The organism is Bradyrhizobium sp. 215_C5_N1_1 (assembly GCF_052075935.1).
Classification (GTDB): Bacteria; Pseudomonadota; Alphaproteobacteria; order Rhizobiales; family Xanthobacteraceae; genus Bradyrhizobium; species Bradyrhizobium barranii.
Genome location: NZ_CP197228.1, coordinates 7576368 through 7589309 on the forward strand (window position 1 = coordinate 7576368; position 12942 = coordinate 7589309).

Consider the following 12942-nt stretch of genomic DNA (forward strand, 5'->3'; position numbering starts at 1 on the left):
ACCCGGGAAGGTCCCGCATATCGCTCCGCGCATGCGGGCTACGCAGACGTGATCGTGGGGTCACCGAACCATCTCGCCGCCGCCTGAGCAGCCTCCTTATCGTCGGATATGCCGTCACTGGCCCACGCGACGAAGCCATCGGGACGCAGCAGCACGGCGCTCAGACCCAGCCGATCCCTCGCCTCGCTCGCGACATAGGTGATCCGGTCGCCCCAGCGACTTGCCAGCGCCTGAAGCGGTGAACGCGCGTCGAAATCCAGCAGCAGGCCTTTCGACGTCCTGAGGCGTTCTCCAACCGTCGTCCCGTCGCGCAATTCGAAATCGGGAGCACTCCGGCCGACAAGCGGATGGCTGCCACCGAGATCGTAGCGGAGCGAAACGCCGCGCACGCGCTCGGCGAAATAGGTGGCACCGTCGCGGGTCTCGACGAGATCGCGAATGATGGCCTGAAGTGCGCGGGCGCTCGGCGTCGGCCGCATGATCGCGACCTGCGCGCGCGACCAGTCGAGGATTTGCGCGCCCACAGGATGCCGCTCGCGCGAATAGCTGTCGAGGAGATCGGCCGGTGCTTGCCTGCGGATCGTCGCCGCCAGTTTCCAGCCCAGGTTCATCGCATCGCCGAGACCGAGATTGAGGCCCTGGCCGCCCAGCGGCGAATGGATGTGAGCAGCGTCGCCCGCGAGGAGCACCCGCCCTCTGCGATACGTGGTTGCCTGATGGGCCCGATCCGTCCAGGTGGCGGCGAGCCGAAGCGCCGTGACGGTGACGTCGGTGCAGGAGACGCGACGCAGGACGCTCTGCACATGCTCGCGCGTGATCGGCTCGGTCCGGTGGAAAGCTCCGCCGTCGAAATCGACCATCGCGATCGTCCCGGGCTGCGCATAGGTATACATGCCGGCGAGCGTGTAGTTGCGGCCGTGACGAAGCTTGTCCGGATCGGCCAGCTCGACATCGATGGAATAGCCCGTGAACTCGGGGTCGGTGCCGACGAAGTCAAAGCCGCCAGTCTTGCGTACCGTGCTGCGGGCGCCGTCGCATCCGACGAGCCAGCGTGCCCGGAAGGTCTCGCCGGCCGCCTGCACTGTCACGTCTTTGCTCGAGGCGACAACGGCATTCACGCCAAAACCGCGCCGGATCTCGACGCCCATGCTGCATGCGCGCGCAGCCAGAACGGATTCGAGCGTTTCCATATCGACGGCAAGGTTGGCATCGGCCGACGTTGGCAGACGCCAGGACCACTTCGTGACATCGATGTTGTCCTGATAGAACTGGATGCCGGCGAAATGACCCGCGGGCCGTCGCGTCTGCTGCATCCAGTGGGCTGAGCTCTTGATCGCGCCTGAGGCAAGCTGCTGCGCGGCCACAATCTGTTCCAGCAGGCCGCGCCGGTGAAAGGCCTCGAGTGTGGGGAGCGAAAGACCGCGCAGGCCAAACGGGAGTTGCTTCAGGGCCGAATGCGAATCTTGCGATTGCTCCAGCACCAGAACCTGGAGACCAGCGAGCCGCAACTCGCACGCGAGAAACAGGCCGACGGGACCGGCACCGGCAATGACGACGTCGTATGGATTCGAAGATTGATCGTGCATGGGACGCTCCTGAGGTCGATGTTCGACCGGAGCGTTCCCTGGGCTTGAGAATCACACGGACGAACGATTGGGCGCCCTGGTGGCGTCCGATGTTCGTCGCGGGGATCTCGTGCACAAGGCCAAAGACCAGAGCTTTCGTTACCGAAAGGATTTGGGCTTACCAGACCAAATCTGCCTTTTCCGACACGAACTGTATAGTTTCGTGACGATCGATCCGCAACGAAAAAGGCACGGCGCTTGCGGCGCCGTGCCTTTTCACATTCATGTGGCTTATCTCAGCTGTAGATCTCGAACAGGCCGGCGCCGCCCTGGCCGCCGCCGATGCACATGGTCACGACGCCCCACTTGGCCTTGCGGCGCGCACCTTCCTGGAGGATGTGGCCAGTGAGACGCGCGCCGGTCATGCCGAAGGGATGACCGATCGCGATCGAGCCGCCATTGACGTTGTACTTGGCGGGATCGATGCCGAGCTTGTCGCGCGAGTAGAGGCACTGGCTGGCGAAGGCCTCGTTGAGCTCCCACAGATCGATGTCGTCGATCTTCAGGCCGGTGCGCTTCAGCAGCTTCGGGATCGCGAACACCGGGCCGATGCCCATCTCGTCGGGCTCGCAGCCGGCCGTTGCCCAGGCGACGAACCGGCCGAGCGGCTTGAGGCCGCGCTTCTCGGCATCCTTGGCTTCCATCAGCACCACCGCGGCGGCGCCGTCCGAGAGTTGGCTGGCATTGCCGGCGGTGACGAACTTACCGGGGCCCTTCACCGGCTCGAGCTTGGCGAGGCCTTCCAGCGTGGTCTCGGGGCGATTGCACTCGTCGCGATCGACGACGTAGTCGACGATCGATTCCGCCTTGGTCTGCTTGTCGACGACCTTCATCCTGGTCTTCATCGGGACGATCTCGTCCTTGAACTTGTTCGCCTGCTGGGCCGCGGCCATGCGGCGCTGCGATTCCAGCGAGAACTCGTCCTGGTATTCGCGGCTGAGCTTGTAGCGCTCGGCGACGATGTCAGCGGTGTCGATCATCGCCATGAAGATATCGGGCGCGACCTTGAGCAACTCCGGATCGATCGATTCCTTCGGCGAGCCGCCGCCCGGAATCGAGATGCTCTCGACGCCGCCGGCAACGATGCAGTCGGCGCCGTCGGAGCGGATCGAGTTGGCGGCCATCGCGATGGTCTGCAGGCCCGACGAGCAGAAGCGGTTCACGGAAACGCCGGCCGTAGTCGTAGGCAGGCCGGCGAGCAGCGCGGCCTGGCGGCCGATGTTCGGCGCGCCATGGGCGCAATTGCCGAGATAGCAATCCTCGACATAGTCCTTCTCGACGCCGGCGCGGTCGACCGCGTGATGAATGGCATGCGCGGCCAGCGACATCGGCGGCGTGATGTTGAACCCGCCGCGGCCGGACTTGGCGAGGCCCGTGCGTGCATAGGAAACGATGACGGCTTCACGCATTGTTTTCTCCCTTTCGAACAATGGTACGGAGGCGTTGGTACGAGGCGTTCTTGGGCGCCATTGGTACACAAAGTTCGACTGGCTTGGGAGAAATAAAGCGGGCCGCAGCATCAACAAAAACGCCGCCCTCTCGGGAGGGCGGCGTGGTTGTTCCGCAGGTCGGAATATATGACGGCCGTCATTCCGTGGCGCGCGAGCGCCTCAGAACGTCAGTGCCTTGACCTGCTTGACCTGCGGCAGGGCCTGCACCTTGGCGAGCAGATCGGGCGGCACGACGCCGTCGACCTCGATCAGCGCGATGGCATCGGAGCCCGGCGCGACGCGGCCGAGATGGAAGGTTGCGATGTTGATCTTGGCGTCGCCGAGGAGGCTCGCGAACTTGCCGATGAAGCCCGGCTTGTCCTCGTTGGTCACGTAGATCATCGACTTGCCGAACTCGGCGTCGACGCGGATGCCCTTGACGTCGACGAGGCGCGGCTTGCCGTCATGATACACGGTGCCGGAGACCGAGCGCTCTTGGCGCTCCGTTGCCACCGTGACGGTAATCAGGCTCTCATAGTCGCTCTGGGCGGCGCGCACGATCTCGTCCACCACCATGCCGCGCTCCTTGGCGACGACGGGGGCCGACACCACGTTGACCTCGCCGAGCATCGGCCGCAGCAGGCCCGACAGCACGGCCGAGGTGATCGCCTTGATCTTCATCTCGGCGACGTGGCCCTCATAGGTGATCTGCACCTTGAGGATGCCGGATTCGGTGAGCTGGCCGGCGAACGAGCCGAGCTTCTCGGCGAGCGAGATGAACGGCTTCAGCTTCGGCGCCTCTTCCGCCGTGATCGACGGGAAGTTGACGGCGTTCGAGATCGCGCCGGTGAGCAGGTAATCCGACATCTGCTCGGCGACCTGGAGCGCGACGTTCTCCTGCGCTTCCGTGGTGGAGGCGCCGAGATGCGGCGTGCAGATCACGTTGGGATGGCCGAACAGCACGTTCGCGTTGGCGGGCTCCTCGACGAAGACGTCGAAGGCGGCGCCCGCGATGTGCTTGGAATTGAGCGCATCGACCACCGCCTGCTCGTCGACGAGGCCGCCGCGGGCACAGTTGATCAGGCGCACGCCCTTCTTCATCTTGGCGATCGCGGATGCGTCGATGATGTTCTTGGTCTTCTCGGTGAGCGGGGTGTGCAGCGTGATGAAATCGGCGCGCTTCAAGAGATCGTCGAGCTCGACCTTCTCGACACCGATGTCCTTGGCGCGCTCCGGCGACAGGAACGGATCGAAGGCGACGACCTTCATGCGGAGGCCGAGCGCGCGGTCGGCGACGATCGAGCCGATGTTGCCGCAACCGACGACGCCGAGCACCTTGCCGGTGATCTCGACGCCCATGAAGCGGTTCTTCTCCCACTTGCCGGCCTGGGTCGAAGCGTCGGCCTGCGGGATCTCGCGGGCGAGCGCCAGCATCAGCGTGATGGCGTGCTCGGCGGTCGTGATCGAATTGCCGAACGGCGTGTTCATCACGATGATGCCCTTGGCCGTGGCGGCGGGAATCTCGACATTGTCGACGCCGATGCCGGCGCGGCCGATCACCTTGAGGTTGGTCGCCTTCTCCAGGATTTTTGCGGTCGCCTTGGTCGCGGAGCGGATCGCGAGACCGTCGTAATTGCCGATGATCTCGGCAAGCTTGTCCTTGTCCTTGCCGAGATTGGGCTGGAAGTCGACCTCGACGCCGCGATCCCTAAAGATCTGCACGGCAGCGGGAGAGAGCGCGTCGGAAATGAGAACTTTGGGTTTGGTCATGGGGATGATCCTTCGCCTTCCCTAACGGGAGGATCGGCCTGCGACGGCCGGAATTGAGTGAAGAAGCTTTGTCTTCCCGCTCTCCCCGTTCTTACGGGGAGAGGGTTGGGGTGAGCGGCAGCCACAGGCGAAGGTGCAAGCGGAGAGAGCTCCTCACCCGGACTGCTGCTGGACGATGGTTCGCATCGCCAGGCGCGATCCGACCTCTCCCCGCAAGAACGGGGAGAGGTGAAAAAAACTAAGCCGCCTTGGCGAGCTGCGCCTTGGTCTCGGCAAACGCCCAGTCGATCCACTGCGTGAGCAGCTCGACGTCCTTCGCCTCGACGGTGGCGCCGCACCAGATGCGCAGGCCGGCCGGTGCATCGCGGTAGTAGGCGAAGTCGTAGCCCGCGCCTTCCTTCTCGACCAGCGCGACCAGCTTCTTGGAGAAGTCGGCCTGCGCGTCCTCGGAGAGCGAGGTGATCGCGGGATCGGTGAACTTCAGGCACACCGAGGTGTTGGAGCGGATGGCGGCGTCCTTGGCCAGGAAGTCGATCCAGGGCGTCTTCGCCTTCCAGTCGGCCAGCACCTTGGTGTTGGCATCGGCGCGCGCGATCAGCGCCTTCAGGCCGCCGATCGACTTGGCCCAGTTCAGCGCATCGAGATAGTCCTCGACGCACAGCATCGACGGCGTGTTGATGGTCTCGCCGACGAAGATGCCTTCGTTGATCTTGCCGCCCTTGGTCATGCGGAAGATTTTTGGCAGCGGCCAGGCCGGCTTGTAGGTCTCGAGCCGCTCCACTGCGCGGGGCGACAGGATCAGCATGCCGTGCGCGGCTTCACCGCCGAGCGCCTTCTGCCAGGAGAAGGTGACGACATCGAGCTTGGCCCAGTCGAGCGGCTGCGCAAACGCGGCCGAGGTCGCGTCGCAAATGGTCAGGCCTTCGCGGGTCGCGCTGATCCAGTTGGCGTTCGGCACGCGTACGCCGGAGGTGGTGCCGTTCCAGGTGAAGACGACGTCGCTGTTGGGATCGACCTTCGAGAGATCGGGGATCTCACCGTAAGCAGCGTTGAGCTTGGTGACGTCCTTAAGCTTCAATTCCTTGACGATGTCGCTGACCCAACCTTCGCCGAAGGATTCCCAGGCGAGCGTGGTGACGGGCCGTGCACCGAGCAGCGACCACAGCGCCATCTCGACCGCGCCGGTGTCGGAGGCCGGCACGATGCCGATGCGATAATCGGCGGGCACTTCAAGCACTTCGCGCGTCAGATCGATCGCGAGCTTGAGCTTGGTCTTGCCGACCTTCGCGCGATGCGAGCGGCCGAGCGCTGCGTCCTTGAGATTTTGGGCGTTCCAGCCGGGGCGCTTGGCGCAGGGGCCGGAGGAGAAATGCGGCACGTTCGGCCGCGAAGCGGGCTTCGCTACAGTCATGATCTACCCTTCCAGATAGTAAGCCTCCCGTTGGGGGGAGGTGTCCCGCCGCGGCTGATACGGGAAACGGGAAGAGTCGTCAAGGAAGTTCCGGCGTCTCACGCTGGAGTGAAGGCGCTTCCGGCGCAATCTTGGGGGATTCCACCACGGCAAGCGCGTTCAGCAAGTCCGTGGCATCGCTGATCAATTGCGCTGCACGACGGCGGCTGCCGACTTTCAAAATGCATTTGTCATTGGCCTGCACGACGTAATCGTTGCCGACCTTGATCATGGAATAGCTTGTCATCGAAATCCCCGAACCGACCGAGCCCGGTGTCTGACGCTGCCGTAGCACCGTTCGTTCCCGGCTCAACGTGAACGACGGCTGGGTAGTTTACCGGCTCTTAATATGAACGAATGCGCGATCCGAATTTGCTGATCGCGCAAGGCTCGCGACGAGCTGCGTCAAAAGCGGACAGTCATGCCGACGTGACTCGCAGCGAACCCGAGCCGCTTGTAGAAGCGCTGCGCATCTGTTCGCGTCTGATGCGTCAGCAGTTCGACCAGATTGCAGCCGCGCGCTTTCGCTTCCGCGACCGCCCATTGCACCAGCTGCTCGCCGATGCCGCGGCTGCGACAATCGGAAGCAACGCGGACATCTTCGAGCAGACCGCGGATGCCGCCTTGCGTGCTGATGCCCGGCAAGATCGCGAGCTGCAGGCAGCCGACCACCCTGCCCTCGCTCTCTGCCACCACGAGCGTGAGATTTTGATCGCGCGCGACCTGCTCGAACGCCTGGTAATAGGACTCAGGCAAGGGATCCTCGACGCGCTCGCGGGCACGCCCGAGATGATCGTCGGCAAGCATGGCGACGATCGCCGCAACGTCCTCGCGGCGCGCGGGACGGATGGAGACGGACTTCTCGTTCATGTCGGGAAACTCCAAGAATCAGCGCGACTCTCAGCGCGCCGGTGGAAGGCCGAGCCAGGCTTCGGCCTCGCCGATCCAGCGGCGGATGGCGGCATGGCGGCCGAGATCGAAGCCACCTTCATGCGCGAGGCGGGTATAGGCGAGCAGCGAGACGTCGGCGAGCGAAATCAGGTCGCCGGCGAGGAAGCGGCTCGCCGCAAGATGCTGCTCCATGCGGTCGAGCGCCGCATAGCCGCGCTTGACCTTGTCAGGATCGAGCTCGGACGCATCCTTGCCGAGATAGACCAGCTGGAAGCGGCACACCGCGATATAGGGCTCGTGGCTGTACTGTTCCCAGAACAGCCATTCGTCCATCTTGGCCGCAGTGAAGGCATCGCGCGGAACGAGCGCGCTGTCGCGGGCGAGATAGCGGATGATGGCATTGGACTGCGCCAGCGTGCGGCCGTCGTCGAGTTCGACGGTCGGCACCTGGCCGGCGCCGTTCATTTTAAGGAATTGCGGCGTGCGCGTCTCGCCCTTGCGGGTGTCGATCTCGATCCATTGGTAAGGCAGCGCGAGCTTGTCGCAGACCCACTTCACCTTGAGGCAATTGCCGGAATTCGTGTCGCCGTAGATCTTCATCGCCGTCGCCCCGTTTTGGAGCGACAGAGCATCAGGACTGACCGGGCCTGTCAATTGCCCCGGCGCACAAGATCAGAACTTGTAGCCGAGGCCCGCGCGAACGGTGTTGATGTTGGTGTCCACTTGGGCGGCGAAGCGGATATATTCCCACTCGGCGCGCATGAAGAGACCGCCCACGAGATTGATGTCCACGCCGAGACCGGCGCTGTAGCCGTAGATCAGATGGTTGTGCTGCACGTCGGTCGAGGAGATCGGCCCCTGCAGAACGCCGGCCGGGGTCACGAAATCCTGCGCACTCACAGACCGCGTGATGTCGGCATTTCCGAGCGCGAGTCCGGCGAACATGTAGGGCAGGAAGCATCCCCACGCATAACCGGCCCTGCCGCGGAATGTTGCCATATCCTTGATCGCGATCGAAGACGTCGAGCTCGCCGTGACCGAGTGCACGTTACCGTCGGACAATTGGTTGCTGCGGGCTTCGCTGGCCGTGGCCGATCCGCCGAAGGAGCCGTGGAGGTAGCTTGCTTCCAGGCTGAGGACGACATCGTCCCACTGGGCATTGTAGCCGGCGAAGAAGCCGTATCCGGTGGTGCGGCGGGAGGCCTTGCCGAGGCCCAGATTCCACTGCGAGACACCCATTTCCGACTCGATCAACGTGTCGGCCAGCAGCGCCGCCATCATGTTGTTGGTCGAACCGTTGAAGTTCTCGTCGGAGGCCCCGTAACCGGCCTGGGCGCCGACGTAGCCGCCCTCCCAATTCGGCCGCGAGTTGGTCAGGCCGTCGGTGAACGAGCCGCGCAGGATGGGCAGATCCGGCATGTCGGCCGCTTGCGCGGCAGACGCCGTCCCCAACATCGCCGCCGCCAACATCAGCCTACGCATTGCAACGCTCCATCGAACTCGAACTTTCACTCGTGATCATGGCTCGTTAACCTTAACCAATGGTTGCGTCTGACGTTTTCGTCGCCGCCCGCCATGAAAAATATGCAAAGCAAAACGGCGCGGGATGATCCCGCGCCGTTAAGAGACGTTAAGCGATGGAGCTGACGATCAGCCCTTGGTGACGAGCGGCGGCGGCATGTAGGCCGGCGGGCTGCTCAGATCCCAACGCACGCCGAGCTTCACGTCATGCGAGGTGATGTCCTTGACCTTGATCGTCGACGGGCCCGAGATGCTGTTGTCGTAGGCGCGGAAGTTGCCGGGATTGGCGTCGCCGAGATCCATGTAGCTGTAGGCGAGTTCGACGGTGAGGCCGGGGCTGACCTTGTAGGCGAGACCGGCATGGGCGGCCCAGGCGAAATTCCACTTACCGTTGTCGGCGAAGTAGGTCACGCTGTTGGAGAGCCCGCCGGGATTGATCCGGGTGCCGTCGTCACGGAAGCCGCTGAGCTTGTTGTAGGAACCGCCGACACCGGCGCCGATGAAGGGGGTGATGCACCACCAGGTGCCGAGATCGACATAGGCGTTGGCCATGACGACCCACTCGGACTTGCTGCCGGAGTAGTTGTTGGCTTCGAAGTCGGTCGCGCTGAGCGTGACATTGTCCGAACCGTGCAGATTGGCCTTGCCGCGATACTGGCCGATCACGTCGGTGCGGAACCAGTTGTTGAAGCGATAACCAACGCCGAGGTCGAACAGCGGCGAGCTGTCGAAGCCGAGGCCCACGGTCTGGGTCGGGAACGTCTGCGCGGTCGCGCTGTCGATCCGCTTGGCGCTCTGGTTGGTCATGCCGATGTCGCCGCGGAGATACCAGCCGCCGAAGTCGGCGGGCGGAGCCGGCGGCGCGTACATGGGAGGCGGAGCGGCGATCGGCATATCGGCGGCGAACGCCATCGACGAGATGAGGGTCGCCGCACCTGCGGCAAGGAGAGACTTAACGCTACGCATTTGGCTTCGTCCTTATGGCCGGTGAGGCAAAATGCTGACGCCCCACGTTCTGGAAACTCACGGGAGGACGATGGCACCAAATGTTTAAGCGCCACTTAACCCTAATTTTTAAGGTTGATTTTTTCTCACCACTCGCGCGCATGCAGCAGAAGCGTTGCAAAAATGCGGCGCCCCGGCGCCCCCAATTGCTAACGATTGATGAAGCCGGAGACAGGATTTGTTAACGCAGGTGCCGCGGCAGCTTGGGCAGGAACACCGCAAGCAGGCCGATCGCCGGCAGCCAGGCACAGACCTGGTAGACGAACTCGATCGAGGTGTGATCGGCGAGCTTGCCGAGCACGGCGGCACCCAAGCCGCCGATGCCGAAGGCAACACCGAAGAACACGCCCGAGATCATGCCGAAGCGGTGCGGCACCAGCTCCTGTGCGAACACGATGATCGACGACGTCGTCGAGGAGATGATCAGGCCGATGATCACCGACAGCACCGCGCTCGCATAGAGCCCGGCATAAGGCAGCGCCAGCGTGAACGGCAGCGCGCCGAGGATCGAGATCCAGATCACGATCTTGCGGCCGAAGCGATCGCCCAGCGGACCGCCGAAGAACGCGCCGACCGCATTCGCGGCGAGGAAGATGAAGAGATAGATCTGCGCCGCCTGCGTCGACACGCCGAAGCGGTCGATCAGATAGAAGATGTAGTAGCTCGACAGGCTCGAGACGTAGAGCTGCTTCGAGAACAAGAGCGCCACCAGCACGGCAAGCGCGACCGCGACGCGGCGCGAGCTCGGCGCGTCGGGATGGGCCTGAACCGTCGCCGTCTTCTTCGCCTTGATCTGCGGCTCGTACCAGCGGCCGATGCGCCAGAGGATGAGGATCGCGAGGAACGCGATCGAGGAGAACCATGCGATGCTGCCCTGCCCGAACGGCACCACGATCAGCGCCGCCAGCACCGGTCCCATCGACGTGCCGAAGCTGCCGCCGAGCTGGAACACCGATTGCGCAAAACCGTAGCGACCGCCGGAGGCGAGCCGCGCGATGCGCGCGGATTCAGGATGAAACACCGCCGAGCCGAGGCCGACCAGCGCGGCAGCAATCAGGATGACGAGATATTGGTGCGCGGCGCTGAGCAGCAGCAGGCCGAAGAAGGTCGAGGCCATGCCGATCGACAGCGAATAGGGCTGCGCCTTCTTGTCGGTGTAGTGCCCGACCACCGGCTGGAGCAGCGAGGCCGTGAACTGGAAGGCCAGCGTGATCATGCCGATCTGCGCGAAGTCGAGCGCGTAGGTGTCCTTCAGGATCGGATACACCGAGGCGATCAGCGATTGCATGGTGTCGTTGAGGAAGTGCGAGAAGCTGATGCCGGCAAGCACGACATAGGCCGGCCCGGCGGCAGCCCGGGCGGCGGGCGCCACGTCGCTGACGACGACCGGTTCGGTCAGCGTTTCCTCGGAGACGACGACAGGCTTGTTCAATGGAGCATCCCGGCGGGCACGGCAGATTGCCGCACCGCCTAACTACGATGCTCTCTGCAGTCGAACCACCGCCAATCGTCGATGGCTGGAATGCACGTGCCGGTTTCACTGCGAGGCGACACGCCCCGCTTGGTTCGAGACGCCCGCCGTTGGCGGGCTCCTCACCATCAGGGTCCGGGGATTTCGTAGCCCGGATGGAGCGAAGCGTAATCCGGGACGTCTATGTCCGCGGGCGCGATCCCCGGATTTCGCTGCGCTCCATCCGGGCTACGATCGTGCTTCGCGTAGCGATGCGCCTCAGGCCGCCGCCTGTCCGAGCGCGGAGACGATGGTGTCGACGACGTCCTCGACCAGCAGGCGGTCCTCGCCCTCGCCCATGACGCGGATCACGGGCTCGGTGCCGGACGAGCGGATCAGAAGGCGGCCGTGGCCGTTGAGCCGCTTCTCGCCGTCGGAGATCGCCGATTTGACGTCGGAATCCTCGAGCGGCTTGCCGCTCTTGTAGCGGACGTTCTTCAGGATCTGCGGCAGCGGGTCGAAACGGTGGCAGACCTCCGACACCGGCCGGCGCAGCTTCTGCACCACGGCCAGCACCTGCAGCGCCGCAACGAAGCCGTCGCCGGTGGTGGCATAGTCGGACAGGATGATGTGGCCGGACTGCTCGCCGCCGAGATTGTAGCCGCCTTTCAGCATCTGCTCGAGCACGTAGCGGTCGCCGACCGGCGTGCGCACGAGATCGAGCCCCTGCCCCTTGAGGAAGCGTTCGAGGCCGAGATTGGACATCACGGTGGCGACGATGCCCGGCCGCGACAGCCGGCCGTCTTCCTTCCAGCTCTGCGCGATCACCGCGAGCAGCTGGTCGCCGTCGACGGTGTGGCCGCGCTCGTCGACCAGGATGACGCGATCGGCGTCGCCATCGAGCGCGATGCCGATGTCGGCGCGCATCTCGCGCACCTTCTTCGACAGCGTTTCCGGCGAGGTCGAGCCGCATTCCTTGTTGATGTTGAAACCGTCGGGCTCGACGCCGATCGGCACGACGTCGGCGCCCAATTCCCACAGCGCTTCCGGCACCACCCTGTAAGCGGCGCCGTTGGCGCAATCGACCACGACGCGCAGGCCGTCGAGCGAGAGATCGCGCGGCAGCGTGCGCTTGGCGAATTCGATGTAGCGGTCATGCACGCCGTCGATACGGCGGGCGCGGCCGAGGCTCGCGCTCTGAGCGAGCCGCTTGTCGAGGGATTCGTCGAGCAGCTGCTCGATCTGCTTCTCGACGTCGTCGGAGAGCTTGAAGCCCTGCGGGCCGAACAGCTTGATGCCGTTGTCCTCGAACAGATTGTGCGAGGCCGAGATCATCACGCCGAGATCGGCGCGCATCGACTTGGTCAGCATCGCCACCGCCGGCGTCGGCATCGGGCCGACCAGCAGCACGTCCATGCCGACCGAGGTAAAACCCGCGACCATCGCATATTCGATCATGTAGCCGGACAGACGCGTGTCCTTGCCGATCACGACCCGGTGGCGATGGTCACCACGCTGAAACGCAAGGCCTGCGGCCTGGCCGACCTTGAGCGCGAGCTCCGGCGTGATCAGTCCGTTGGCGCGGCCCCGGATCCCGTCCGTCCCGAAATATTTGCGGCTCATATCGTCCCCCACGCAACAACCAGGGACCCCTCTACAACTACGGGATGCCCGAAAGGGACCCGCATCCCTGATTTGCTGAGACGTTATAATGCCTTCGCGGCCAACTTGGCTTCAAAAAATGTGATTAATCATTACGGGACCGGGCCCAAGGCGCCCCGGTAACTTATTGTTAGCACT

At 64.1% G+C, this 12942-nt stretch carries 11 protein-coding genes; all 11 read right to left on the reverse strand.

From position 1 onward, the window contains the following. Nucleotides 1-38 precede the first annotated feature (38 nt). The 11 genes from AB7G19_RS36250 to glmM all read right to left on the reverse strand — a co-directional run bounded on the left by AB7G19_RS36250 (nt 39) and on the right by glmM (nt 12765). On the reverse strand, nt 39-1586 hold the full coding sequence (locus AB7G19_RS36250) for an FAD-dependent monooxygenase (protein WP_085399317.1): 1548 nt from the start codon (nt 1584-1586) through the stop codon (nt 39-41). 275 nt (nt 1587-1861) lie between these two features. Continuing rightward, a complete protein-coding gene (locus AB7G19_RS36255; protein WP_085399316.1) occupies nt 1862-3034 on the reverse strand; it encodes a thiolase family protein in 1173 nt (390 codons plus the stop codon). Between the two features lie 201 nt (nt 3035-3235). Then, nucleotides 3236-4825, reverse strand: coding sequence for a phosphoglycerate dehydrogenase (gene serA / locus AB7G19_RS36260; protein ID WP_085399315.1), 1590 nt, complete (start codon nt 4823-4825; stop codon nt 3236-3238). Between the two features lie 238 nt (nt 4826-5063). Beyond that, a complete protein-coding gene (locus tag AB7G19_RS36265; protein WP_085399314.1) occupies nt 5064-6236 on the reverse strand; it encodes a phosphoserine transaminase in 1173 nt (390 codons plus the stop codon). A gap of 79 nt (nt 6237-6315) precedes the next feature. After that, nucleotides 6316-6507, reverse strand: a complete 192-nt coding sequence (locus AB7G19_RS36270) for a hypothetical protein (RefSeq protein WP_014492058.1) — start codon at nt 6505-6507, stop codon at nt 6316-6318. Nucleotides 6508-6680: 173 nt separating this feature from the next. Beyond that, nucleotides 6681-7145 carry a GNAT family N-acetyltransferase gene (locus AB7G19_RS36275; protein WP_085399313.1) on the reverse strand — a complete coding sequence of 155 codons (465 nt, stop codon included), beginning with the start codon at nt 7143-7145 and terminating at the stop codon, nt 6681-6683. Nucleotides 7146-7175: 30 nt separating this feature from the next. Next, nucleotides 7176-7766, reverse strand: a complete 591-nt coding sequence (locus AB7G19_RS36280) for a glutathione S-transferase family protein (RefSeq protein ID WP_085399312.1) — start codon at nt 7764-7766, stop codon at nt 7176-7178. 72 nt (nt 7767-7838) lie between these two features. Next, on the reverse strand, nt 7839-8648 hold the full coding sequence (locus AB7G19_RS36285; protein WP_193560917.1) for an outer membrane protein: 810 nt from the start codon (nt 8646-8648) through the stop codon (nt 7839-7841). A gap of 168 nt (nt 8649-8816) precedes the next feature. After that, nucleotides 8817-9653: an outer membrane protein gene (locus AB7G19_RS36290; RefSeq protein WP_028151808.1), complete on the reverse strand. Its 837-nt coding sequence runs from the start codon at nt 9651-9653 to the stop codon at nt 8817-8819. Nucleotides 9654-9873: 220 nt separating this feature from the next. After that, nucleotides 9874-11124 (reverse strand): MFS transporter, encoded by a 1251-nt coding sequence (locus AB7G19_RS36295; protein ID WP_063985527.1) that lies wholly within the window; start codon nt 11122-11124, stop codon nt 9874-9876. A gap of 297 nt (nt 11125-11421) precedes the next feature. After that, complete coding sequence (gene glmM / locus AB7G19_RS36300) at nt 11422-12765, reverse strand: phosphoglucosamine mutase (protein ID WP_063985528.1); 1344 nt, start codon at nt 12763-12765, stop codon at nt 11422-11424. Nucleotides 12766-12942: the final 177 nt, after the last annotated feature.

What these genes read in the sequence shown, in the direction of transcription:
- AB7G19_RS36285 (WP_193560917.1), bottom strand. Translation starts at nt 8,648, where the DNA reads ATGCGTAGGCTGATGTTGGCGGCGGCGATGTTGGGGACGGCGTCTGCC.
- serA (WP_085399315.1), bottom strand. Translation starts at nt 4,825, where the DNA reads ATGACCAAACCCAAAGTTCTCATTTCCGACGCGCTCTCTCCCGCTGCC.
- AB7G19_RS36255 (WP_085399316.1), bottom strand. Translation starts at nt 3,034, where the DNA reads ATGCGTGAAGCCGTCATCGTTTCCTATGCACGCACGGGCCTCGCCAAG.
- AB7G19_RS36275 (WP_085399313.1), bottom strand. Translation starts at nt 7,145, where the DNA reads ATGAACGAGAAGTCCGTCTCCATCCGTCCCGCGCGCCGCGAGGACGTT.
- AB7G19_RS36265 (WP_085399314.1), bottom strand. Translation starts at nt 6,236, where the DNA reads ATGACTGTAGCGAAGCCCGCTTCGCGGCCGAACGTGCCGCATTTCTCC.
- AB7G19_RS36270 (WP_014492058.1), bottom strand. Translation starts at nt 6,507, where the DNA reads ATGATCAAGGTCGGCAACGATTACGTCGTGCAGGCCAATGACAAATGC.
- AB7G19_RS36250 (WP_085399317.1), bottom strand. Translation starts at nt 1,586, where the DNA reads ATGCACGATCAATCTTCGAATCCATACGACGTCGTCATTGCCGGTGCC.
- glmM (WP_063985528.1), bottom strand. Translation starts at nt 12,765, where the DNA reads ATGAGCCGCAAATATTTCGGGACGGACGGGATCCGGGGCCGCGCCAAC.
- AB7G19_RS36280 (WP_085399312.1), bottom strand. Translation starts at nt 7,766, where the DNA reads ATGAAGATCTACGGCGACACGAATTCCGGCAATTGCCTCAAGGTGAAG.
- AB7G19_RS36290 (WP_028151808.1), bottom strand. Translation starts at nt 9,653, where the DNA reads ATGCGTAGCGTTAAGTCTCTCCTTGCCGCAGGTGCGGCGACCCTCATC.